Annotated in this window: 20 protein-coding genes; 14 read left to right on the forward strand and 6 right to left on the reverse strand. The window is 31.9% G+C overall.

Features of this window, described 5'->3' with window-relative positions:
* Positions 1-369: 369 nt before the first annotated feature.
* Positions 370-849 (forward strand): transposase, encoded by a 480-nt coding sequence (locus tag QWY99_RS01590; RefSeq protein WP_353960564.1) that lies wholly within the window; start codon positions 370-372, stop codon positions 847-849.
* 75 nt (positions 850-924) lie between these two features.
* Positions 925-3,300, forward strand: coding sequence for a penicillin-binding protein 1C (pbpC, locus tag QWY99_RS01595; protein ID WP_290260183.1), 2,376 nt, complete (start codon positions 925-927; stop codon positions 3,298-3,300).
* A 173-nt stretch (positions 3,301-3,473) separates the two neighbouring features.
* Here pbpC and QWY99_RS01600 read toward each other — a convergent pair whose 3' ends face one another.
* Complete coding sequence (locus tag QWY99_RS01600) at positions 3,474-5,018, reverse strand: Rne/Rng family ribonuclease (RefSeq protein WP_290260185.1); 1,545 nt, start codon at positions 5,016-5,018, stop codon at positions 3,474-3,476.
* A gap of 392 nt (positions 5,019-5,410) precedes the next feature.
* Positions 5,411-5,701 carry an HU family DNA-binding protein gene (locus QWY99_RS01605; protein ID WP_039112429.1) on the reverse strand — a complete coding sequence of 97 codons (291 nt, stop codon included), beginning with the start codon at positions 5,699-5,701 and terminating at the stop codon, positions 5,411-5,413.
* A 131-nt stretch (positions 5,702-5,832) separates the two neighbouring features.
* Here QWY99_RS01605 and mutY point away from each other — a divergent pair, with 131 nt between their 5' ends.
* The 6 genes from mutY (at position 5,833) to gldD (ending at position 12,963) form a co-directional block, all read left to right on the forward strand.
* Positions 5,833-6,867 carry an A/G-specific adenine glycosylase gene (gene mutY / locus QWY99_RS01610; protein WP_290260198.1) on the forward strand — a complete coding sequence of 345 codons (1,035 nt, stop codon included), beginning with the start codon at positions 5,833-5,835 and terminating at the stop codon, positions 6,865-6,867.
* 179 nt (positions 6,868-7,046) lie between these two features.
* Positions 7,047-7,808 (forward strand): GLPGLI family protein, encoded by a 762-nt coding sequence (locus QWY99_RS01615; RefSeq protein ID WP_290260200.1) that lies wholly within the window; start codon positions 7,047-7,049, stop codon positions 7,806-7,808.
* Positions 7,809-7,824: 16 nt separating this feature from the next.
* Positions 7,825-10,485 (forward strand): peptidase associated/transthyretin-like domain-containing protein, encoded by a 2,661-nt coding sequence (locus tag QWY99_RS01620; protein WP_290260201.1) that lies wholly within the window; start codon positions 7,825-7,827, stop codon positions 10,483-10,485.
* Positions 10,486-10,634: 149 nt separating this feature from the next.
* Complete coding sequence (locus QWY99_RS01625; protein ID WP_290260203.1) at positions 10,635-11,075, forward strand: single-stranded DNA-binding protein; 441 nt, start codon at positions 10,635-10,637, stop codon at positions 11,073-11,075.
* Positions 11,076-11,098: 23 nt separating this feature from the next.
* Positions 11,099-12,394 (forward strand): gliding motility-associated protein GldE, encoded by a 1,296-nt coding sequence (locus QWY99_RS01630; RefSeq protein ID WP_290260205.1) that lies wholly within the window; start codon positions 11,099-11,101, stop codon positions 12,392-12,394.
* Positions 12,395-12,399: 5 nt separating this feature from the next.
* On the forward strand, positions 12,400-12,963 hold the full coding sequence (gene gldD, locus QWY99_RS01635; protein ID WP_290260208.1) for a gliding motility lipoprotein GldD: 564 nt from the start codon (positions 12,400-12,402) through the stop codon (positions 12,961-12,963).
* A gap of 76 nt (positions 12,964-13,039) precedes the next feature.
* On the opposite strand, the gene QWY99_RS01640 is transcribed toward gldD, so the two are convergent.
* A complete protein-coding gene (locus QWY99_RS01640; protein ID WP_290260210.1) occupies positions 13,040-13,417 on the reverse strand; it encodes a heavy-metal-associated domain-containing protein in 378 nt (125 codons plus the stop codon).
* A 103-nt stretch (positions 13,418-13,520) separates the two neighbouring features.
* On the opposite strand from QWY99_RS01640, the gene QWY99_RS01645 reads away from it, so the two are divergent.
* Positions 13,521-14,387 (forward strand): DMT family transporter, encoded by an 867-nt coding sequence (locus QWY99_RS01645; protein WP_290260212.1) that lies wholly within the window; start codon positions 13,521-13,523, stop codon positions 14,385-14,387.
* A gap of 90 nt (positions 14,388-14,477) precedes the next feature.
* On the opposite strand, the gene QWY99_RS01650 is transcribed toward QWY99_RS01645, so the two are convergent.
* Entirely contained in the window at positions 14,478-16,526 is a 2,049-nt protein-coding gene (locus QWY99_RS01650) for an insulinase family protein (protein WP_290260214.1), read from the reverse strand.
* A gap of 13 nt (positions 16,527-16,539) precedes the next feature.
* Positions 16,540-17,862 (reverse strand): M16 family metallopeptidase, encoded by a 1,323-nt coding sequence (locus tag QWY99_RS01655; RefSeq protein WP_290260216.1) that lies wholly within the window; start codon positions 17,860-17,862, stop codon positions 16,540-16,542.
* A gap of 259 nt (positions 17,863-18,121) precedes the next feature.
* Here QWY99_RS01655 and rplU point away from each other — a divergent pair, with 259 nt between their 5' ends.
* The 3 genes from rplU to QWY99_RS01670 all read left to right on the forward strand — a co-directional run bounded on the left by rplU (position 18,122) and on the right by QWY99_RS01670 (position 20,311).
* Positions 18,122-18,556, forward strand: coding sequence for a 50S ribosomal protein L21 (gene rplU / locus QWY99_RS01660; RefSeq protein WP_290260218.1), 435 nt, complete (start codon positions 18,122-18,124; stop codon positions 18,554-18,556).
* A 24-nt stretch (positions 18,557-18,580) separates the two neighbouring features.
* Positions 18,581-18,841, forward strand: coding sequence for a 50S ribosomal protein L27 (gene rpmA, locus QWY99_RS01665; RefSeq protein WP_035685981.1), 261 nt, complete (start codon positions 18,581-18,583; stop codon positions 18,839-18,841).
* Positions 18,842-19,018: 177 nt separating this feature from the next.
* On the forward strand, positions 19,019-20,311 hold the full coding sequence (locus tag QWY99_RS01670) for a hypothetical protein (RefSeq protein WP_290260246.1): 1,293 nt from the start codon (positions 19,019-19,021) through the stop codon (positions 20,309-20,311).
* 6 nt (positions 20,312-20,317) lie between these two features.
* Here QWY99_RS01670 and QWY99_RS01675 read toward each other — a convergent pair whose 3' ends face one another.
* Entirely contained in the window at positions 20,318-20,875 is a 558-nt protein-coding gene (locus QWY99_RS01675) for an AAA family ATPase (RefSeq protein WP_290260248.1), read from the reverse strand.
* 403 nt (positions 20,876-21,278) lie between these two features.
* Here QWY99_RS01675 and QWY99_RS01680 point away from each other — a divergent pair, with 403 nt between their 5' ends.
* Positions 21,279-22,355, forward strand: coding sequence for a calcium:cation antiporter (locus QWY99_RS01680; RefSeq protein ID WP_290260249.1), 1,077 nt, complete (start codon positions 21,279-21,281; stop codon positions 22,353-22,355).
* A gap of 156 nt (positions 22,356-22,511) precedes the next feature.
* The gene (locus QWY99_RS01685) at positions 22,512-23,501 is read left to right on the forward strand and encodes a phosphotransferase (protein WP_290260251.1); all 990 of its coding nucleotides are present in this window, start codon (positions 22,512-22,514) and stop codon (positions 23,499-23,501) included.
* The last annotated feature ends 13 nt before the right edge of the window (positions 23,502-23,514 follow it).

Raw genomic sequence — 23,514 nt, forward strand, 5'->3', positions numbered from 1 at the left:
CTCATATCCTAACAGGTTTCCGTAACCTGTTAGGTATACTTTTCAGTTTTATTAGTTTTACTTAGATAGGAATGTGAAGCAATGTATGATAATACCTTCTTAGCACGAACAAAAGAATTCTGGTTTGAGGTTGTGAAATAAGGTGTATCCTAACAGGTTTCCAAAACCTGTTAGGAATGCTTTTTAGTTTTCATTAGTTGTGTCTAAGTAAAATGTATATCAAGTTTAGAAAATTTTAGGGTAAAAGAATAAGTTACAATGGATAAAGATGTTTTTGAGTCAGGACAGTACTATCATGTATATAATAGAGGAAATAATAGGGAGGATATATTTATTGAGGGGAGAAATTATATTTATTTTCTTGAAAAAATGAAGAAATATCTTTTGCCTGCCGTAGATATTTATGCCTATTGTTTACTTAAAAATCATTTTCATATTGTATTAAGAATTAAGGATGAAAACGAATTACCTGAAAAAATAAAAGAGAAATTGCATCTCCCTTTCTCGCACTTATTTAATTCATATTCTAAAAGTATAAATAAAGCTTATAATAGAACAGGAAGTTTGTTTCAAGAGCATTTGCAAAGAAACAGAATAGAAAACGAAGCTTATTTAAAACAATTGATTATTTATGTTCATTTGAATCCTGTCAAACATAAGTTTACAAAGAATTTTGAGTCTTATTCGCATTCTTCCTATCGTTCCTATTTATCTGATAAGCTGAGTAATGTCGATAGAAACTATATTCTTGAATTATTTGATGGGTTAGAAAATTTTAAGTTTTGTCATGATGAAAGAAGAATTGTTTATGAGGGAGTAATTGGCGATGTTGATAAAATGGACGAGTAAGATCTCTTCGTAAATTTAAAAATATACCTAACAGGTTTTGGAAACCTGTTAGGATAAAAAATAGTTTCATTTGTTTTGAAAAATAAATTAAAAGCATTCTTCCAACGCATTATAAATTGGATTAAACAGAATAAGATAAAATCACTACTAGCATTTTTGTTAGTGGTGATTTATTATTTTTCGTTGCCACGAACTTTATTTCAAGAGCCTTATTCTACAGTTATCGAGAGTAAGGAAGGGGAATTATTGGGGGCGAAAATTGCTCGCGATGGGCAATGGCGTTTTCCTGCTCAGGATAGTGTTCCAGATAAATTTAAAAAATGTATCGTTTATTTTGAAGATGAGTACTTCTATAAGCATCCGGGGTTTAATCCAGTTGCTATGGTAAATGCGATTAAGCAAAATAGAAAAGCGGGGAAGGTTGTTCGTGGAGGAAGCACACTTACACAGCAAGTAATCCGATTATCACGTAAAGGTAAGGGAAGAACTTATTTTGAAAAACTTATCGAAGTTGTCCTAGCAACAAGATTGGAGTTGGGATATTCAAAAGATGCAATTTTAGAATTATATGCTGCGCATGCCCCTTTTGGCGGAAATGTGGTAGGTCTCGAAATGGCCTCATGGAGGTATTTTGGAGTTAAATCAAATCAATTGTCGTGGGCAGAAAATGCAACTTTAGCCGTTTTGCCAAATGCGCCGAGTTTAATTTATCCAGGAAAGAATCAGGTAAAATTATTAAAGAAGCGTAATCGTCTTTTGCGTAAGCTTAATCAGGAAGGAATAATTGATAAGCAAACGTATGAACTTGCTATAGAAGAGCCTTTGCCTAAAAAGCCCTATGATTTGCCACAAATAGCACCTCATTTATTACAGCGAGTTGCTAAAAATCAGGAAGGAGCAAGGGTAAAAACAACAGTTGAATTTGCTTTACAGAACAGAGTAAATCAAATTGCAAAATATTATTACAATCAGTACAAGCAGAATGAAGTTAGTAATTTGGCTATTTTGGTAATTGATGTTTCTAATAGAAATATAATCAGTTATATCGGAAATTCACCCACAGATAGCGATCATCAAAAAGATGTTGATATAATCGATGCGCCAAGAAGTACAGGAAGTATTTTAAAGCCTTTGTTATATGCTGCAATGCTAGATGATGGGGAAATATTACCTAATACTTTGGTTGCCGATGTGCCAACTCAAATTGCTGGATATACACCACAAAATTTTAATTTAACCTATGATGGAGCTGTGCCGGCTCATCGTGCCTTATCGCGTTCGCTTAATATTCCATCAGTTTTGATGTTACAGGATTTTGGAGTAAATAAATTTTACGAAGAACTGCAAAAGTTTAAACTGAAAAATATTTCAAAGCCAGCAGAGCATTATGGATTGTCGCTTATTCTTGGGGGAGCCGAAAGCAATTTATGGGATTTGTGTCGCAGTTATGCGGGTATGTCATCAACAGTGAATTATTTTAATAAAAGCAATGGTAAATACCGAACAAATGAATTTACGGAACTAAATTATGATAACGATTTAAAGGCTGATTTTGGAGGCGAAAGCACTCAAAAGAACATATTAGGCGCTGGTTCGATTTGGTTAACCTATAACGCCATGGAAGAGGTAAATAGGCCAGAAGGAGACGAAGCTTGGAAATTTTATGACAGTTCGCTTAAGATTGCATGGAAAACAGGTACAAGCTTTGGTAATCGTGATGCTTGGGCGATAGGTACAAATTCTAGATATGTAGTTGGAGTTTGGGTAGGAAATGCTACAGGGGAGGGAAGACCGACATTAACTGGTGTTACAAGTGCAGCGCCAATTTTGTTTGATATATTTAATTTATTGCCTAGACAAAAATGGTTTACTACTCCGTACAAGGATTTGGATGAGGTTGAGGTTTGTCGCTTAAGTGGGTATTTAGCCAAAGAAGGCTGTCCGAAAATTAAACAATGGGTTTCTTTAAAAGGAAAAACAACTTCAATTTGTCCCTATCATAAAACAGTACATTTGAATCAAACCGAAAAGTTTCAGGTAAATAGTAGTTGTGAAAGTGTAGATAATATGGTTGTGAAAAATTGGTTTGTCTTGCCTCCTGTTATGGCGTGGTACTACAAAGGCAAGCATATTGAATATATGCCATTACCACCTTTTAGAGATAATTGTGTAGGGACACAAACAGCTTCTATGGATTTTATTTATCCTAAAAGCAATAGCAAAATATATCTGACCAAAAATTTTAATAGTGAAGTGCAACCAGTAATATTTAGAGTGGCTTATTCACAAAGAGAAAGTCAGTTGTTTTGGTATGTAGATAATGTGTATAAAGGAGTTACTAAAGTATTTCATGAGAAACCAATTGTAATGACTGCCGGGTTTCATTATGTTACTGTTGTAGATGAATTAGGAAACGAAATTAGACGAAAAGTTGAGGTTGTACGGGAATAGTATAAATCACATCACTTTTTGGTAATGCTTTGATGAGTGTAAAATTAAATAGAATTAAAATATAGAAAGACAACTTGACTTAATCTGCTTATTTGTGGTATTTGAAGGTGTCTGATTTTGTTGAGTAATAGGTACAAAAAAACCGCCAATCTTTAGAGAGGCGGTTTTTCGTTTTATTCTTTAATAACATTTCCATCTTTATCATAGAAATGATATTCTAAATACGTGTAAGCGTCACGAGGTATAATTTTCACCCATTTTTTATATTCAAAAAACCATTTTGAACGTATTGATGGAAAACCTTTACTGAGGTATGCAGCCACAAATGGATGTGTGTTAAGCACAACTTTTTTGTGGGTTTTTAAATGTCTTTCTAAATCAGAAGTAATTTTATCAATGATTAAAATTGGCGCTTCAATTTCGCCATTTTCATTGTTTGGATTCTCTTCTCTAGTTTTAATGTTTACTTCGGGTCTTACTCTTTGTCTTGTAATTTGAACTAATCCAAATTTGCTAGGCGGTAAGATTTTATGTTTTGCTTTATCGTCGCTCATTTCTTCTCGCAAGAAGTCGAACAAAATCTTCCTATTTTCAGGGTTAGACATATCGATAAAATCTACTACGATTATTCCACCCATATCGCGCAAACGTAATTGTCTTGCGATTTCGGCAGCGGCAATCATATTGACTTCCATGGCTGTATCTTCTTGATTAGTGGCCTTATTAGAACGGTTTCCGCTATTTACGTCTATAACGTGTAAAGCTTCAGTATGTTCGATAATAAGATACGCCCCTTTGCTCATAGAAACAGTTCTTCCAAATGAAGTTTTGATTTGTCTCTCAATGTTGTATTTCTCGAAAATTGGAGTATCATTTGATTGATAAAACTTAACAATCGATTGTTTTGAAGGAGCAATTTCTTGCAGATAGTCCTTCGTTTGATGGTACAACTCTTCATCATCAATTTGAATACCACTAAAGGTATCATTAAATACATCTCTCAATATTGAAGAAGCTCTATTGAGTTCTCCTAATACCTTAGATGGATGATGAGCAGTTGGTAATTTTTTACACATTGCAGTCCATCTGCTAAGCAGGTTCTGCAAATCTTTTTCTAATTCGGCTACGTTTTTGCCTTCGGCTACTGTGCGAACAATAACACCAAATCCTTTAGGTTTGATCGATAATACAAGTTTTTTTAATCGATCCTTTTCTTTTTTGTCTTCTATTTTTTGTGAAATAGAAACACGATCAGAAAAAGGAACTAGAACAATAAAACGTCCAGCCAAAGATAGTTCTGCACTAATTCTTGGACCTTTAGTAGATATTGGTTCTTTTACGACTTGTACTAAAACAGATTGATTAGCACTTAAAATATCAGTAATGGTGCCGTCTTTATCAATCTCTTTTTCAAACTGAAAGGTTTTTAGGGAGAAATCTTTTAATTTACCTGCGCTTACAAGTTTTATGAATTTCAATTGAGAAGCTAAGTTAGGTCCTAAATCGTGATAATGTAAAAAGGCATCTTTTTCAAAGCCAACATTTACAAAAGCAGCATTAAGTCCAGCAACTGGTTTCCTTATTTTGGCTATAAAAATATCGCCAACTTGAAAATTGCTTTTCTCTTCTTCCTTGTGTAATTCAATTAGTTTTCCATCTTTTAATAAGGCAAAATCTACGAAATCAGAACTTGATCTAATGATTAATTCTTTATTCATTTGTAAATTTTTATCCGAACTTTTTAGTTTTCAGTTCACAGTTTTCAGTTCATAGCTTTTGCAACTCTTAAACTCATAACATATAACTCATAACTGAATTGTAAGGATGGATTAAACAATAATTTAACAGGTATTGAACCCGGGGGATTTTAATTTGCAGTTTTCAGTGGCAGTTTGCAGTTTAACAATTACGCTGCATACTTTGACTGTTTACTTAAACTAATTTCCAATTTCAATGAACGGTTAAAAAGAAAAAAGTAGTTTAAAACTACTTTTTCTTCTTGTGACGGTTAGCTCTCGCTCTTTTTTTACGTTTGTGAGTTGCTACCTTATGTCTCTTTCTTTTTTTACCACTTGGCATATCGTATCGATTTTATGATTAATTAATAGTGTTATTTTGCTTCGTTATTTATCTTTACTCCTTCTACGAAAACTTTTGCAGGCTTAAACGCAGGAATGTTGTGTGCTGGAATTTTAATAGTGGTATTTTTAGAAATGTTTCTTCCAGTCTTTTCAGCTCTGGTTTTTACAATAAAACTACCAAACCCTCTTAAATAAACATTGTCTCCAGTTTCTAATGAAGTTTTTACTTCATTCATAAAAGTTTCTACAGTTGCTTGTACGTCACCTTTTTCAAGACCCAACTTTTCTGAAATTTTCGCTACGATATCTGCTTTCGTCATTTTCTTTCCTATTTATAATGGTATACTATTTTTTGAGTTTGCAAATATAGGAATTAAAAAAACAAATATTCAAGCTAATTCGTTAAATTTTAATTACATAAACTTTTACTTTTGTGGTCTAATATTTAATGATGAGTTTTTCTAAACAATTGATAAAATGGTATTTACAAAATAAACGCGATTTACCATGGCGAAATACTGTTGATTCTTACCCTATTTGGCTATCAGAAATAATGTTACAACAGACTCGAGTAGCACAAGGAATGCCTTATTTTTTATCTTTTTTAAATGCATTTCCTACGGTTTTTGATTTGGCAAACGCCGATGAAGAGCAAGTTTTGAAACTTTGGCAGGGTTTGGGTTATTATTCGAGAGCTAGAAATCTCCATCAGACTGCAAAATTTATTGCGAATGATTTAAATGGTGTTTTTCCTAAAACGTATTTAGAGTTACTAAAATTAAAAGGAGTAGGCGAGTACACCGCAGCAGCTATTGCATCCTTTTCTTATAATGAAGCTGTTCCGGTTGTTGATGGAAATGTATTTCGTGTTTTATCACGTTACTTTGATGTAGAAACGGATATTGCTGTAGCTTCGGCTAAAAAAGAATTTGCCGCTTTGGCTTATGAATTGATGCCAAAAGATAATCCGGCAATTTTTAATCAAGCTATAATGGAGTTTGGCGCTTTACAATGTGTGCCTAAAAGTCCAAATTGTTCGATTTGTGTGTTCAATGAAAGCTGTTTGGCATTGCAGAAGAAAAAAGTCGACGTGCTCCCTGTGAAATCAAAAAAGATAAAAGTAACGACTCGATTCTTTAATTATTTAGTAGTTGAGGATGGAATTGGTAATACGGTTTTACAAAAAAGAACTGCAAAAGGCATATGGCATAATCTATATGAGTTTCCGTTATTAGAAACAGATACTGAGAAAGACTTTGATTTTGTGGCTTCTTATATTAAAGAAGAGTTTTTTTCCACGCATTCTATTATAGGAATAGAGGAGTGTAATCCAAAAAGTATCATTCATAAATTATCACATCAGCATTTGTATATTAAGTTCTGGAAAATCAAAATTAGCGAGACAATTTCAAAAGGTATTAATGCACAGGATTTAAAAACATATCCTTTTCCTATAGTGATTCATAATTTTATTGAGTCAGTATAATATGATTAAACTGAATTGTTTAGGGTTTACACCTATAAAGGTTCTGTTTTTTGAATTTTAAATAATAATCTATCAATTGTAAGTTTTTTATTCGTTTCTTTATTTCGTAATGTTAATGTTTCTGATGAGAATAAAAGCGTTTAAAATTCAGAATTAAATTAAACTTAAAAAATTAGATTATGAAGATTGCTTTTGTGATATCGGTGTTTTGTATTTATACAATAGGTTATTCTCAATCTGTGGTAGTAAATTACATTGAAAAAAGAATAATAAGTAAAGAGAAACTAGAGGCAACTCCTGAATTTGCTAGAGCTAATGCATTAGCAATTCACAATTATATTTTGGAATATAGTAATGGGATTTCATTTTACAAGAATACTTCTGAGGTAAAAAATGTGGATAGTATTAAGGAAATTGACACAAAAAACGAAAGAGAAGAGAAGTCTTATAGGATTACTCAAAGACATCTTGAAAAATGGTATTACGCAGATTTTAATACCGATGAATTATTGTTTAAGATTTATAACGGTAAAGATTTTTATGGACAGGATCATTTGTTAAAATGGGACTGGAAAATTACAAATGAGACAAAAAATATAAATGGGTTCGAATGTAAAAAAGCAATTTCAGAAGCTTTTGGCTATTATTTTACAGCTTGGTTTACAGAAGATATTGCTGTAAGTGCAGGGCCAGACAAATTTAATGGACTTCCGGGGCTTATTTTATATGTTGGAACAGCCTATTACGAATACGTTGCAACAAGCCTAGAGGTGAAAAAAGAACCGATAGTGATTGTGAAACCTAAAATAGCAGACAAAACCTTTACTATGGCGGAGGTAGAAACCTATGTGAAAGACGGTATTAGTAAATTAAAATCGGGTACCACGACTGAAGTAAAAGGCAATACTACAAAAACTGTAACAAGTATAATCGTTCATTAGGTAATAAAAAGTATTTATGCGATTTACGCTATTGATTATTTTAATTTTTGTATTTCTTCCGGTAAAAGGACAAACAGTAATAAAAGGGACAATTAATGATTCACTACAAAATCCTGTTGCATTAGTCAATGTAAGGCTGTATAATAAATTAGACAATTCTCTAATTGATTTTAAGCAATCTAATAAGGTAGGGGCTTTTGAATTAGTATCAAATGATAGTAACATTAAAAGCTTTGTTCTAAAGGCTAATTATATTGGTTATAAACCATTTTTACTTGAATTTACGAACTCAGAAGATAAGTTGTTGTTAGAAAAAAAAATTATCTTAAAAGAGGAAATTATTAAAATGAAAGAGGTTGTTATTAAAGCTGATTTCAGAGATGTTGTTGATAAAAACGATACGGTTACATTTAATCTTAAAAAATTATTAAACGGGTCAGAACAAAAGTTGAAAGATGTGCTAAAAAAGCTTCCTGGAATTAAAATAGATAATGACGGTAAAATAAAATATAAAGGAAAAAAAATTGATGATTTATTGATAGAAGGAGATGAGTTTTTTGGTACTCAGCATCAATTGGCAACTGAGAATATTAAATCTGAAATGATTGAAAAAATTGAGGTGCTGAAAAATTTTAAAAATCTATCTTCAATGGCAGGTTTCGATAATGCCACAAGAACTGCATTGAATATTTCTATAAAAAATGAGTTTAAAAATACTTTCAAAGGGAATGTTGATGCCGAGTATGGAGTGAAAAATCGTTTTCGGCAACATAATAATATCTATAATTTCGCAAGTAAGGTTAAATTGAATTTTATTTCGGATCTCAATAATACAAATAATCCTTCATTTACAGTTAATGATTACTTAGAATTAAAAAAAGGAGTCAAGAATGATGTTGCAAATATAAATCAGGCAAATACATTTTCTGTAGATGAAAATATTCCGTCTTTTTTGTTTTCAACAGATGATGTTAGTAAAAAGGATATTCAGTTTTATTCTATCAACTTTAGTGATAAGCTTTCAAAAACCAGTAAGATACAAGGAATATCGATTTTAAACCAAATCAATCAAAATGAATTTTTGCAATCAAAACAAACTTTTTTTTCTGATAAGAATGATTTTGTTGTAGATAAAAATTCAGTTCTCGATGGTTATTTACTCTTTAATACTAATCGTATACAATACGAATCTAAACCAAACGATAGAAACTATTATAATTATGTGATTTCGGTAAATTATAATAGAGAAAAACAAAACAGCTTAATTGATAATAAATCAAATACGATACGTACAAATTTTAATGAAGATAAAAATAATTTCAATACAAATATTGGTCAATTTTTTAATCATAAAATAAAACTGAATAGCAAAATTCTTTTTGAATACGATCTATATACAGATTTTACAAGTTTTAAAAAAGATTTATGGCTGAATTCAAATATGCCATTTTTAGGTTTGAATTTTAATGATACTTTTGATGCGCTTCAGAAAACCGAAGGATATTCGAATGCAATTGGGATCAATTCTAATTTTATAATTAAAAAAGAAATAGGGACATTTGTTCTTAATGCTGGCTCGGCTTCTAATTTTGATTCACTAAACTTCTTTTTAAACGAATTAAATCCAAATTTTAATTCTGAACAAAATCTTACAACTTCTAAAAATTATATTGGACTTAACTTCAGTAAGAAAAAACGAAACAGTATTAGTTATTCAGTTGGATTTCGACTTTCGCAGGCCACTTTAAATTTTAATTCAGAAAAAGAAAACATATTCACGTTCCTTCCCTTCGGAAGTTTTAATTACGAATTTAGCCCCAACAAAACGATTAATATTGGTTATAAAAGAGACTTCTCAAATCCAGCAATAGATAAGTTGATTTCTGGATTTTATCTTCAAGACTACAGAACTGTTTTAAAGAATGGTAGTATTCTTTATGATGCTATTTTACCAAAAAACACTTTTAGTTTAACGAGTTCATACTCTAATAGCGATCATAGTGTTATTTCATTTTTTGGAGCAATATATACAAACAAAGAAAAGTCTATAGGTTATAATTCGCTCAATACGAATAATTTATCGGTTAGGGAGTATGAGTATATTGAACTAGATGATTCTTATTATTTGTTTTTTACGATTGAAAAAAAAATGAAAAAGATTCCTTGGGCAATAAAAATGGAGGCTTTGTATTCTAATTCTAAACAAGAATCTTTTATAAATAATGGGAGTGTTGATTTTAGCTCTACCCAAAGTAAAATGGAGGTCAATCTATTGTCTTATTTTAAGTCTAGTGTTTTTAATGTTAATTTTGGGGCAGAATATGTTATTAATGAATCTAGGTATAGTCCTAATAATGAAATGAATGGCTTAAAAAAGACTTCGGTTTTTATGAGATTTAATGGTTTGATTTTAAACGAAAAAATTAATTGGGAATTAGAGAATAAATTCATTCATTTTGATTCTAATAATTCTGTGCAAAAAAATATTTTAGAACTGAATCCTAGTCTTAGTTACAAAATTAAAAAGTGGAGTTTTACAATTAGAGGCGTCAATATTCTGAATATAAAAGATAACAATACAAGATTAAGAGTAGTGAATAGAGAGTCTTATTTTGAAGAAACACAATACAGTTCTTTGCCTGGTTTCGTCAATGTTGGGTTTTCTTGTTCTTTTTAATTTTATCTTTTAAAAAGCATTTTTTTTGTACAAGCAATTCTTCATGGCTTCTGAGTTTTATTTATGCTTTATGTATGAAAGGAATTGTTAGTGGTGTAATAATTTTTAGAAAAAAAATGTATCTTTGATAGAAATACAATAGTTAAGTCATGAACGGAACATTAAATAAAGTGATGTTGATAGGTCATTTAGGTGACGATGTAAAAATGCATTATTTTGATGGTGGGAATTGCATTGGGCGATTTCAATTGGCAACTAATGAGGTTTATATTAACAAAACAACCAATGAAAAGATCACTTCTACGGAGTGGCATAATTTGGTTGTGCGTAATAAAGCCGCAGAAATTTGTGAAAAATATTTATCAAAAGGAGATAAGATATATATCGAAGGTAGGATAAAGTCGCGCCAATGGCAAGCCGAAGATGGTTCGACGAAACATACGACAGAGATTCAGGTAACTGAGTTTACTTTCTTGACTACTAAAAAAGAGACTGAAGGGCAGAAGCAGAATCCTTCTCCAGAATCGTCAAAAAACACTAACTTTGACGCTTCGAATGATGGCTTACCAATAAATGATTTGCCATTCTGATTGTTTAACTAATTCTTTTTAATTTGGACCCAGAGCCCAGTTTATACGTTGCAAACACCTTAGATACTAACCTTATTGTTGGTTTTCTTGGAATTTTTATTTTACTTTTTTGTTCGGCCATTGTTTCCGGCGCCGAAGTAGCACTTTTTTCGTTGTCTCAAAAAGATATTGATGAGGCAGTACAACAAAACGCATCCAAAGGAAGAATTATCTCTAACCTTTTGGATAAACCCAAAAAGCTTTTAGCGACACTTCTTGTAGCCAATAATTTTATTAATATTGGAGTTGTTATCTTGTTCTCTTTTGTAGGTCGAGATATTTTTGGTGCAGTTATTTCTCCTGTTTTAAAATTTATTCTAGAAGTGATTCTAGTTACTTCTTTGATTTTGTTTTTTGGTGAAATTTTACCAAAGGTCTATGCGAGTCGTAATAATCTTAAATTTGCACAACGTGTGGCATATCCATTAGCTTTGCTAGATAAATTGCTTTCTCCTATAAGTTTGCCAATGCGTTCGGCAACGGTATATTTGCATAATAAATTGGGAAAACAAAAAACGAGTTTTTCAGTGGGTCAATTGTCTCAAGCTTTAGAACTTACCGATTCAGATGATACGTCAACTGAAGAGCAAAAAATATTAGAAGGGATTGTTTCTTTTGGAAATACAGACACAAAGCAAGTGATGAGTCCGAGAATTGATATTTTTGCATTAGAGATTTCGGAATCTTTTGAAGCAATATATCCTAAAATTATCGAAAAAGGATATTCTAGAATTCCAGTTTACAGAGATAATATTGATCAGATTGAAGGAGTTTTGTTTGTAAAGGACTTGCTTCCTTATATAGATAAGAAAGATTTTGATTGGGTTACACTTATTCGTGAGCCATTTTTTGTGCCGGAGAATAAGAAGTTAGATAATCTATTGAAAGATTTTCAGAGTATGAAAAGCCATTTAGCAATCGTTGTTGATGAATATGGTGGAACTTCTGGATTGGTTTCTTTAGAGGATGTAATTGAAGAAATAGTAGGGGATATAAGTGATGAGTTTGATGATGAACACATTAATTTTTCTCAAATTGATGATAAGAATTACCTGTTTGAAGGAAAGATAAATCTAAAAGACTTTTATAGAATTATAGATGTTGATGAAGATTTATTTGAAATACAAAAAGGAGAAGCCGAAACATTGGGAGGTTTTATTTTGGAGATTATAGGTAATTTTCCAAAGAAGAATCAGAAAATTGCCTTTCAAAACTGTATTTTTACAATAGAATCGGTGGATAGTAAAAGAATAAAACAAATAAAAGTAACAATAGAATAATAATAATGCTTAAAAAATCAATTGCCATAATCACGCTTTTTATAATAACATTGACTGTAGTAAGTTGTAAAGATGATGTTGTGCCTAAACCAGCAAGTTATCTGAGATTGGATTATGCGGAAGCTAAATATGTAAATTTTGAGAATCAGTGTCCTTTTAGTTTTGAAATAAATGGAGATGCCGTTATAAAAGGAGAAAAAGATTGTGGGTTCACGATTTCATATCCAAAAATGAAAGCGACTATTTATCTTACTTACAAACCTGTCAATAATGATATTAATAAATTATTGAAAGATGCTCAGAAGCTAACCTACGAACATGTTATAAAAGCAGATGATATATTAGAGCAACCCTATTTAAACCCTGATAAGAAAACGTATGGTATGTTTTATCAAGTTGACGGAAACGCTGCTACAAACTCTCAATTTTACATCACAGACAGTATTAAGCATTTTGTGACTGGTTCGGTTTATTTTTACGCAAAGCCTAATTTTGATTCAATCATGCCGGCAGCGAGTTATATTAAAAATGATATGCAGCATTTAATGGAAACTATTAAATGGAAGTAATTACAATATATACAGGTACAAAAAAAGAGCATTCGTTTTGAATGCTCTTTTTTTTGTGTTCTTAAAATCGTTTGAATTACGATTTCATGTTTGAAACTTTATATGTTTTTCCGTCACCAGTGGCTTGAACTATTTTAGTTAAGTTATCTGGATTTTGAACAGTTTTGTCAAAAGTTACAGTAGCAGTTTTTTTGTCAAAATCTACTTTAGCATCTTGTACACCATCAAGGTCAGCTAATTCGCTTTCGATAGTTTTTGCACATCCCATTGCGCAAGTCATTCCTTCGATTTCAAAACTTGCAGTTTGCACATTTTGAGCAGCGATTTCTTTATGCACTTTTGGAGTAGCAGCTTCTGTAGTTGCAACAGGTGTAGTTTCTGTTTCGTTCTTTTTACAGCTTATGAACAAAAGGCTAGCAATTGCTATAACTGCGATTGATTTTACGATTTTCATATAGTTTATTTTAATAATTTACAACAGGATTTATTTGCAAAATTAATAAAAAACGAATGGGTAATTCATAAAATTATTACAATTTTGCTGCAAAACAGATAGTATGGATTCAAAACAATTAAAGTGGGTTTATTTAACGGTATTAGCCTTGGTTTGGGGAAGTTCTTTTATTTTGATAAAAAAAGGATTAATAGGCTTAACTGCGATTCAGTTGGGGTCTTTGCGAATTATTTTTGCTGCCTTATTTTTATTATTGATTGGTTTTAAAAGTTTGGCTAAAATTCCGCAACGTCAATGGAAATTTATTGCGTTAACTTCTTTCTTTGGAACATTTACGCCTGCTTATCTTTTTGCCATTGCCGAAACAGAAATTGATAGCTCGATTACCGCAATCTTAAATTCGTTGACTCCATTAAATACATTGATAATAGGAGCGGTTATCTTTGGAATGCAATTTCAGAGGCGACAAATTATCGGAGTTTTTATTGGGTTAATAGGATGTTTGCTTCTGGTTTTTAATGGAGCAATGAGTCATCCTGAGCAAAATTATTATTATGCTGTTTTAGTGGTTGTAGCGTCTCTTTGTTATGCTATCAATGTAAACTTGATAAAAAGATACTTATCAGATTTAAGTTCGCTGAGTATTACTACGGGTAATTTTATGGTACTATTGGTTCCTGCAATTGTAATATTAAGTTTCTCCGGATTTCAGGACGTAATGTATGACGATAAAGTGCAGTATTCTATTTGGTTTATAGTTGTTCTTGGAGTAGTGGGGACTGGAATTGCTAATGTTTTATTCTTTAAACTAATACAAATGTCTTCGCCGGTATTTGCAACTTCTGTAACTTATTTAATTCCTATAATAGCTTTCTTTTGGGGTTTTCTAGATAATGAAATGCTTACGCCAATTCAAGTATTAGGGGCGTTGATTGTTTTGGTTGGGGTTTATCTCTCAGCAAAAAAATAAGGTTTGTCAAAATTTTAATTTTTGACAAACCTTATAAAGGTTATTTCAAGCTAAGCAAAAGGCTTTTTGAAATGGTTGTGTTTTAAAAGATTATAAGAAGTCTTTATCAGTAACACCTTCGTTGATTTTTACTTCGGACATTTTGATGTTCAATTCAAAACCTACATTTTGAGTAATGTTAAAAGGAACCTTAACTCCTTTTACTTCTTTATAATCACCAAAATTTGTAATTTGAGTAATTGATTTCCCCGCTTGTTCGGAAACTTTAGCTTCGGCAACTTTTAATCCAGATTTTGTATCAAAGAAGTAAGTTGTTTTGCCGTCTTTTATAGCGTAAGCATCGTTGTTGTTAATAGGTTCAATGTGGTCAATCACTAAGCCTTCTTTTTTAGAAAGGTGAAGCTCTTCAAACGGAACAGCGCTTGCTTTCATATCTGCAAGATCTTTACCTTCAAGGTTTTTTCGTTGTCCTTGTTGTTCGATATAAGCTTCTTTTTCATTGACAACTTGCTTCATTAAATTCATAGGTCCCATCGCTAGTGAAACCATCATTTTTCCTCTAGCATCCATTTTAGAGATAAAGGTTAATGGAGACGGTGCTTGAGGAATAGTTGTTGATCCTAGCATAGCAATTGTTTTTACAGAGGCTACTGCTTTTTCTCCGCCTATAACTTTTATGTAATTGTCAAATACGCTTTTAGCAGTTACGCCTTTAGGAACTTCTTTCTTTAATGATGGCTTTTCTGTAGGATTAGCATATTTGTCAAAGTAACTAATAGGAATGTTTAGTTTTTCTAAACCGGGAATTACTTCAGATCCTTTTCCAGTAATAACAATTCTCATGTTATCAATTGGGAAATATTTGTTGGCTACTCTAAGTATCTCGTCTGGAGTTACCTTATTGATGTTCTGAATGTATTTCTCGTAAAAATCTTTAGGAAGATTTTCGGTCTCAATATTCAATGCGTATCTAGCTACAGTCTGTGGCTTCTCAACCTGCATAACAAATCTACCGATGTATCCTGCTTTAACTGTTTTTAAAATCTCGTCTGAAACTTTTTCCGTTCTAATTCTCTTGATTTCTTTTACAAATTCTACTACAGCGCTATCTGTTACAGCATTTCTTACTGCCGAAGCAGCTTTGAATTTAGCAGTGTATTTTCCGCTTCCTAGGCCTGAACTAGCACCATATGTCCATCCGTGAGCCTCACGTAAATTCATGTTTAGGTAACTGTTGAAATCTCCTCCTAAGATTTGGTTTGCAATAACTGCAGGGAAAAAATCTGGATCGTTCATTTTTAAGTTAACTGTGTTAACTAGTGCTATTTCTGATTGGACAGCATTAGGAACGTCAACAAAATTAATTTGAAGATTAGAGACATTTACAGGGTTAGGGTAGGTGTCTTTTGGTTGTGCTTTTTTCTCCCATTTTCCAAACAGTTTTTCTACAGCGGCTTTAGTTTCTTTGAATTTTATATCTCCAATAACTACTAAATAGGCGTTTTCTGGAACAAAATGTGTTTTGTAATTGTTTTCTACATCAGCCAGTGTTATGTTCTTTAGTGTTTCTTCAGTGATAAATTCTCCAGAAGGATGGTTTTTTCCAAACGCTAAAGCATCAACTACTCTTCTTTCGATAGCAGGTACGCTTTTCTCTTCAGTTTTAAGTCCTTCGCTGAGTTTTGCTTTTTCTTTATCAAATTCTGCTTGAGTAAAATTAGGTTGCAAAGCACCTTCTGCTAAAAGTTCTAAGATTCTTCCTGAATATTTAGAAAGAGAACTTGCGAAAGCACCGCTAGAACTAAAATTAATATTTGCTCCGTAGAAATCAATCTCTTCGTTAAAAGCTTCTTTTTTAGTTTTTTTAGTTCCGTCGCCAATCATATTACTTGTTAGCTCATCTACTCCTTTTTTATTTCCTTCTGTAAAAGGAGCGTTGTCAAGGGTTAGGTTAAAACTTACTCTAGGTAATTTGTGATTCTCGACAACCAAAACTTTCATCCCGTTTGCCAAAACAAAGGTTTGTGGTTTTTTAATATTTACTATTGGAGCGTTACCTGGTTTAGGTTGTGGACGATCTTGTGCTTGCATAATTCCTGTTACGAATAATAGGATTAAAATAATGTTTCTTTTTTTCATGTTTCTAAGAGTCTTAATTTTGTGCCTTTGTAGTAGGAACATAGTCTAGAATTAAACGTTGATTAGGATTTAGATATTTTTTTGCTACATCTCTAATTTCTTCTCTTGTTATAGAGTGATAGAGGTCAATTTCTGTGTTTATTAGATTTATATCACCATAAAGCAGATAGTAACTAGCTAGGTTTTCGGCAATTCCTTCAACAGTTGCGTTTGAGTTAACGTAGTTGTTGTCGAACTTGTTTTGTAGTTTTTCGTAATCTTTCTCAGAAATCAAGTTGGTTTGAAGTTTTACAATTTCTTCGTCAATTTCTTTTAATAGATCGGCAGATGTATAAGGGTTCATTGGTAAGCCGTATAAAATGTACATACCGTAATCTTCTTGACTAAAACCAACAGCTCCAATTTGTAAAGCCATCTTTTTTTCGTCAACTATTTTTTTGTAAAGTTTAGAGCTTTTTCCATCACTTAAATAAGAAGATATTAAATCTAGTACTCTTGCGTCTCTAGTTTTCATCGATGGAGTACGGTATGAAGCAACAACCATCGGAATTTGAATGTTTGGATCTTCGTATTTAGCTTTTATCGGTTGAGTGATAGGTTCTTCTGTAAAAGTTTGTTTTTGCAGTTTCTCTCCTTTTTTTATTGGTCCAAAGTATTTTTGAACCCATTCTTTGGTTTTTGCTTTATCAAAATCTCCAGCAATTACCAAAACAGCATTGTTTGGAGTGTAGAATTTTTTATTGAAAGCTTTAAATTCGTCAAGAGTTGCAGCATCAAGATGTTCCATAGTCCCGATTGTAGTCCAACGATAAGGGTGGTTCTTGAACATGTTTTTCTTTACCTCTGGAAGAATGTTTCCGTAAGGTTGGTTGTCGTAGCGAGTTCTTTTTTCCTCTTTAACAACTTCATTTTGAGTGTCAACTCCAATTTTGTTTATTACAGGATGCATCAATCTTTCTGATTCCATCCATAGTGCTAATTCTAAATTATTAGATGGGAAAACTTCGTAATAATACGTTCTGTCGTCAGATGTGTTAGCGTTATTGGTTCCACCATTGGCAGTTACCATTTTCATCCATTCTCCACGTTTAATATTTTCAGTTCCTTCAAATAATAAATGTTCGAAAAAATGAGCAAAACCCGTTCTGTCTGGAGTTTCGTCTTTTGATCCGACATGGTACATTACAGAAGTTATGACAACTGGTGCCGAAGAATCATTGTGCAAAATGACATGTAGGCCATTGTCCAAATCGTATTCTTCAAAGGCTACTTTTTGAGCAGTAGCTACTCCACCTAGCATAAGCGCAGCACTTAACATAATTATTGATTTTTTCATAAAGGTTAATAATTTTTTATTACACTTAATAGGTAATGATTAATTAGAAATAGTTACATCAAAAATAACTTTTTTTGGTTAAGAATAGCAAAAACGAAATTCTTTTAACAGTATTTTACTACAGTATGTTTTGTTGTATGAATTATAGCCTATTGAGAAACAGGGTTTAAAGAGTATTGAATATTTTTACTTTAAGAAATTGCATAGTAAATTATTAATTGTATATTTGCAACCTTAAAAATCAATAAATCAATTTGGTATGTATGCAATCGTAGAGATAGCAGGGCAACAATTCAAAGTAAGCAAAGACTTAAAGGTTTATGTTCACAGATTAGCTAATGAAGAAGGTTCAAAAGTTTCTTTTGACAAAGTTCTTTTATTAGATGATAATGGGAATGTAACTTTAGGCGCCCCAGCTATAGAAGGTGCTTCTGTAGAAGCTAAAGTGTTACAACACTTAAAAGGAGACAAAGTAATCGTTTTCAAAAAGAAAAGAAGAAAAGGTTACAAAAAGAGAAATGGTCACAGACAATATCTTACTCAAATTGTAATTGAAGGTATTACTGCAGCTGGAGGAACTAAAAAAGCAGCAGCTAAGAAAGCAGTTGTAGCAGAAGAAGTTGCGACTGAAGAAGCAGCTCCTAAAGCTAAAAAAGCGGCTCCAAAAGCAAAAAAAGAAGCTACTAAAGAATAATAACAATATTTAAACTCATACGTCATGGCTCACAAGAAAGGTGTCGGTAGTTCGAAGAATGGTAGAGAATCAGAATCAAAACGTTTAGGCGTTAAGATTTTTGGAGGACAAGCTGCTATTGCTGGGAACATCATCGTTAGACAAAGAGGTTCAAAACATAATCCAGGTGAAAACGTTTACATTAGTAAAGATCACACTCTACACGCAAGAGTAGCTGGAGTTGTAAAGTTCCAAAAGAAAAGAGATAATAAATCTTACGTTTCTATACTTCCATTCGAAGCATAATAACTAGATTATATATTATTACAAAACCCGTTCGCTTTGCGAACGGGTTTTCTGTTTTTAGGCTATTTATTATTTTTAGAAGCTTTTTTTGTAGTCCTTTTGTATGAAATAGTGATTCTCTGCTGGTTTCCGTAGATTTATTATTAGTATTTTTGATTGGATAAATCTACGTTAGCTTTGAAAAGAATAATATTACTTCTATTAATTTTTTGTACTGGTATGTATGCAGGGAACGATCCTAAGAATGCAACTAATCAGATTGTATTGTTAAATGAAGCTCAAAAAAAGATGCTCTTTGAATTTGCAGTTTTGCAAAATAATGGTGCTGATGAAGAACAGTATTGGCTGAAACATAAAAGTCAATTTCCATCGTTTAATAATAATAAAAGAGATGCATTGGCAAAGGAAATCTTTGAGAACTCTCATATCATGTATGCCCCAGTTAAAAATTCATCTGTCGAATTATGGATGCAAGCACAATCGCTTGCCAATTGGATGTTATACTTGGCTGCATTCATTGCAGTATGCGCAGTAATTGCTTTGATGCGTAATTATTGGAGCCTCATTATAAAGATTCTCATTAAGCAATTTCAGCCCTTGTTTAAAGTGTTGTTTTCACAAGTTTTACTTACTTATGAATTGTTACTGATTGGTATTGCTAGCGTTTTTATAGCCAGCAATGTTGATGATATGGTTTTGCGTACTGTTTTAGCGCATCTTGGGATCTTTCTGATTTGGAGTCAATCGACAGCCTTATTTACTAAAGAGTATCTTGTAAAGGGATATATTCATGAAATACGAGATAATTTTTGGGAGAACAATACGTGGAAAGTAATAAAGACAATTTGCTTTCCTGCTATTATTGTAACTTTTGCTATTTTATTTATGTTGTGCAAAGTGCCTCAAGATAAACTGTATTATTATGAAGTCGTTATAACGAGTCTTGTAGCTGTTTATGCTTTCCCTATTTGGCGGTCACTTGAAAAGTACATATATCCAGTTCTGATTCCTTTTAAAGATCCTCGTGTTGAAAGAAGTATTCACTCGTTAGCAACTTGTACTGTTTTGGTTTTATTGGTTGATGCAGTTTTTTTGTATCAATCACATGAAGGTTTATCTTATTTTGTAACAGCACTAACTTCTTTATTGGTTGCATCATTTCTAATTTTATCTCTCAAGGTCAATTATAAGCATAATTATAAAAACTACATTTATCTACAATTTGTTGCAGTCCTTTTTTTGCTTTCTTCTTTGGTCTATAGTTTTTATATCCAATCAGTAGAAATGATTTGGGTAGGAATAACAGGGCTGTGTGTATTTATAATTATAAAATATTGGGAGATTGTCATGCATTATTTAAGTTGGAATAGAAGAGCTAGTAAATGGGCTTGGAGTTGTCTAGGAATGGCAGTATTGTTGTGGTTGTTAGCAAAAGGAATTTTGTTTCTGTTACATTACTATTATATATAATTTTAGTTATATTAATTGGTCGCTTTCGATTATAGACAGTATAAAATCAACCCTTTTTTTTATGTCTAATTTTGGCACTTCGATTAATTGGTAATCACAATTAGTGTACGTTTTTACTATTGCTTCGTAGGTATCTATCGCCTCTTGAAAAGTTTGTTTGCGTTCCGAATCTGTTTGGTATATTTTTTTCCAAGGAGGAAGAGCGAATACGATTGGGTTATAGCGATATTTTCTAGTAGCCTCTAAAAGTTCTGTAAAAGGTTTTAGTCCGATTAAGTTTGCGTATGCTAACGTATCTGGAATCCCTCGATCAAAAAAAGTAATACAAGAATTGTTCTCGTTTTCTATAAAGGTTTCTATGGAGTGCTTTAACATTAATAATGTGTATTTTTCTTTGTTGGCCCATGGTAAGGCATCTCCATTTGAGGCTACTTGCTCTTTGATTATATTGCGTGCAACTTCGTCTATGCAATTATAATTTCTTTTTTTTAATTCTTCAATAATGGTTGTTTTACCAGCACCTGGTCCTCCAGTTATGATAAATAGATTAGTTGATTCGGTCATTTTTAGTTTATTTGATTGCAATAAAAGAGTTTTGCAAGAAGGATAATTGTGATTCTACAGTATTATTAAGTTAATTTTAGTAATGTGCTTTGATACGTGTTAATCTTAAAATAAAATTTTATTTAAGCAAGGTGCAGATTTATAAATGTAAAAAATGATCTGCAATTTTGCAAATGATTTGGTGAATCTTAAGTGCTTGTTTTTTAGTTGTTTTGTTTTGTGTTTTGTATGATTTAGTAGCGTTAGTAATGTTTTTAAGTACTTTTTTGAAGACTTGAATATTAAAAAATATGTAGTTTTTTACTGATTTAAGTGAAAAAAGTTTTATATTGGGAAATAAATGTCAATTTATGTTAAAATAGGTTGGCAAAAATTAATTTACCAGTATTTATATATCAAAAAAATGAAACAATTACTACAGTGGACAATTATTATTCCAGTATTATCCTGGGCTCTTTTTTTTAGTGGCCTTGTTGATAATAGCAGCATCTTTCAAGTAGTTGCAAGCATATTACTTATCCTTAGTGTTATGTCGGCAGTGCATCATTCAGAAATAATAGCAGAAAGAGTAGGGGAGCCTTACGGAACCATTATTTTAGCTATATCAATAACAGTTATCGAAGTTTCAATTATCGTGTCTTTGATGATGTCCGAAGGTTCAGAAGCAGCCTCGCTTGCGAGAGACACAGTTTATGCAGCTACGATGCTTATTCTTAATGGTATTATTGGATTGTGCCTTCTAATCGGTGGGCTTAAACATTATGAACAGAATTTCTCGCCTTCATCGGTAACTATCGGCTTAGTTTCGCTAGTTTCGATTATAGTATTTACATTAGTGTTCCCTACTTTCACCGAAAGTGTTTCGGGATCTTATTACTCAATACCACAGCTTGTTTTTGCATCTGGTGCATGTATTGTTATTTATGGTTCGTTTCTATTTGCGCAGACTACAAGATACAGACAATACTTTCTTACGATTGGTGCAGATGAAAATGAAGAAGTAGCTGAGCCTATCCCGATTAATAACAAAGTTTTTTTTACTAGTCTTTTCTTCCTTGTTGTAAGTTTAGGAATTGTAGTTTTATTGGCCAAAACGCTATCGCCTACAATCGAAGGAATTATTGTTAGCTATCATTTACCAAAAAGTTTAGTTGGGGTTGTTATTGCAGCAATAATATTATTACCAGAAGCTATTGCGGCTATCATAGCAGCAAGAAAAAACAGACTTCAAACTAGTATTAACTTAGCTTTGGGTTCTGCTTTGGCAAGTATCGGATTAACTATTCCTAGTGTTGCAGCAGTTTGTATTATGATGGATATGCCTATTATCTTAGGACTAGATATTAAATCGATTGTTCTATTGGCATTGTCGGTATTTACGGTAATGTTGTCATTAAGTAAAGGAAAGTCAAATGTTGTTTATGGAGTCGTACTTCTAGTCAATTTATTTGCTTTTGTATTTTTGATGATATATCCTTAATAATAAGCAATAATAGTTAATATTAGAATCTGTTAGTTAAAGCTTACACAGAGTTCTAAATAGTATTTTACAATATAAAACTGCTCTAATTTTTTCTAATTAGAGCAGTTTTGTTTTTATAGAGAGCCATCATAATTAGTAATAAATAAAAAAATCATGCAACATTTTCCAGTAATAAGTTCAATTCTTTCAGCGAGTAAACTTGGTGAATTATTACAACAGCAATATGGTTTAAGTAAGAATACTGAATGTGAACTTTTTAGAGCAGCTATGAATCATGTTTATATTGTTACTGATGTTGACAAGAAATATGTTTTTCGTGTTTATACTTTTGATTGGAGAACAAAAACGGAAATAGCCGAAGAATTAAGACTCTTACTTCACTTGCGGGAAAATAAAACGCCAGTTTCCTATCCCATTGCAACCAACTCAAACGAATATATTCAAGAAATAAACGCTCCCGAAGGAAAGAGATTTGGAGTATTGTTTTCGTTTGCTGACGGTGCTAAATCTGCTAAATTTACTGCAGAAACAAGTTTCTTTATCGGACAAGCATTAGGCGAAGTTCATAAATCAACCCAAAATTTTACATTAAAAAGAGAAACATATAACGATACTGTTTTGTTGGTAGATTCTGTTAAACGAATCCAGCTATTTTTCAAAAAAGAAACAGATGAAATACTTTTCTTGAAAGATTTAGCGACCTTTCTTCAGAAAGAATTTGATGCAATAAAAATTGATCAAGTCAGATTTGGAGCAGTTCATCTCGATGTATGGTTTGATAATATGCATTTTAATGAAGAGAATAAAGTAACATTATTTGATTTTGATTTTTGTGGTAATGGATGGTTATGTCTCGATATTTCATACTTTTTGTTTCAGCTCTTTATTACAAACCCGAATGAAAAGGATTATGAAGCAAAGGCAGTAACTTTTCTAAAAGGTTATGAATCCAAAGGCGAAATAAGCGAAGAAGAAAAACGTATTATATCTTTTGTTTGTCTTGGTGTTATGGTCTATTTTTTAAGTATGCAATGCGACAGATTCGATCATTGGACAAACATCTTCTTGAATGAAGATCACTTAAAAAGATTTACTGGTAATTTAAAGCGCTGGATGGATTATAATAAAATCACAATCCAATAAAGATTCTATAATT

Source organism: Flavobacterium branchiarum (assembly GCF_030409845.1).
Taxonomy (GTDB): Bacteria; Bacteroidota; Bacteroidia; order Flavobacteriales; family Flavobacteriaceae; genus Flavobacterium; species Flavobacterium branchiarum.

What these genes read in the sequence shown, in the direction of transcription:
- mutY (WP_290260198.1), top strand. Translation starts at nt 5,833, where the DNA reads ATGAGTTTTTCTAAACAATTGATAAAATGGTATTTACAAAATAAACGC.
- rpmA (WP_035685981.1), top strand. Translation starts at nt 18,581, where the DNA reads ATGGCTCACAAGAAAGGTGTCGGTAGTTCGAAGAATGGTAGAGAATCA.
- QWY99_RS01640 (WP_290260210.1), bottom strand. Translation starts at nt 13,417, where the DNA reads ATGAAAATCGTAAAATCAATCGCAGTTATAGCAATTGCTAGCCTTTTG.
- QWY99_RS01675 (WP_290260248.1), bottom strand. Translation starts at nt 20,875, where the DNA reads ATGACCGAATCAACTAATCTATTTATCATAACTGGAGGACCAGGTGCT.
- QWY99_RS01655 (WP_290260216.1), bottom strand. Translation starts at nt 17,862, where the DNA reads ATGAAAAAATCAATAATTATGTTAAGTGCTGCGCTTATGCTAGGTGGA.
- QWY99_RS01645 (WP_290260212.1), top strand. Translation starts at nt 13,521, where the DNA reads ATGGATTCAAAACAATTAAAGTGGGTTTATTTAACGGTATTAGCCTTG.
- rplU (WP_290260218.1), top strand. Translation starts at nt 18,122, where the DNA reads ATGTATGCAATCGTAGAGATAGCAGGGCAACAATTCAAAGTAAGCAAA.
- QWY99_RS01620 (WP_290260201.1), top strand. Translation starts at nt 7,825, where the DNA reads ATGCGATTTACGCTATTGATTATTTTAATTTTTGTATTTCTTCCGGTA.
- QWY99_RS01600 (WP_290260185.1), bottom strand. Translation starts at nt 5,018, where the DNA reads ATGAATAAAGAATTAATCATTAGATCAAGTTCTGATTTCGTAGATTTT.
- QWY99_RS01590 (WP_353960564.1), top strand. Translation starts at nt 370, where the DNA reads ATGAAGAAATATCTTTTGCCTGCCGTAGATATTTATGCCTATTGTTTA.
- QWY99_RS01650 (WP_290260214.1), bottom strand. Translation starts at nt 16,526, where the DNA reads ATGAAAAAAAGAAACATTATTTTAATCCTATTATTCGTAACAGGAATT.
- QWY99_RS01685 (WP_290260251.1), top strand. Translation starts at nt 22,512, where the DNA reads ATGCAACATTTTCCAGTAATAAGTTCAATTCTTTCAGCGAGTAAACTT.
- QWY99_RS01605 (WP_039112429.1), bottom strand. Translation starts at nt 5,701, where the DNA reads ATGACGAAAGCAGATATCGTAGCGAAAATTTCAGAAAAGTTGGGTCTT.
- QWY99_RS01625 (WP_290260203.1), top strand. Translation starts at nt 10,635, where the DNA reads ATGAACGGAACATTAAATAAAGTGATGTTGATAGGTCATTTAGGTGAC.
- QWY99_RS01615 (WP_290260200.1), top strand. Translation starts at nt 7,047, where the DNA reads ATGAAGATTGCTTTTGTGATATCGGTGTTTTGTATTTATACAATAGGT.
- gldD (WP_290260208.1), top strand. Translation starts at nt 12,400, where the DNA reads ATGCTTAAAAAATCAATTGCCATAATCACGCTTTTTATAATAACATTG.
- QWY99_RS01680 (WP_290260249.1), top strand. Translation starts at nt 21,279, where the DNA reads ATGAAACAATTACTACAGTGGACAATTATTATTCCAGTATTATCCTGG.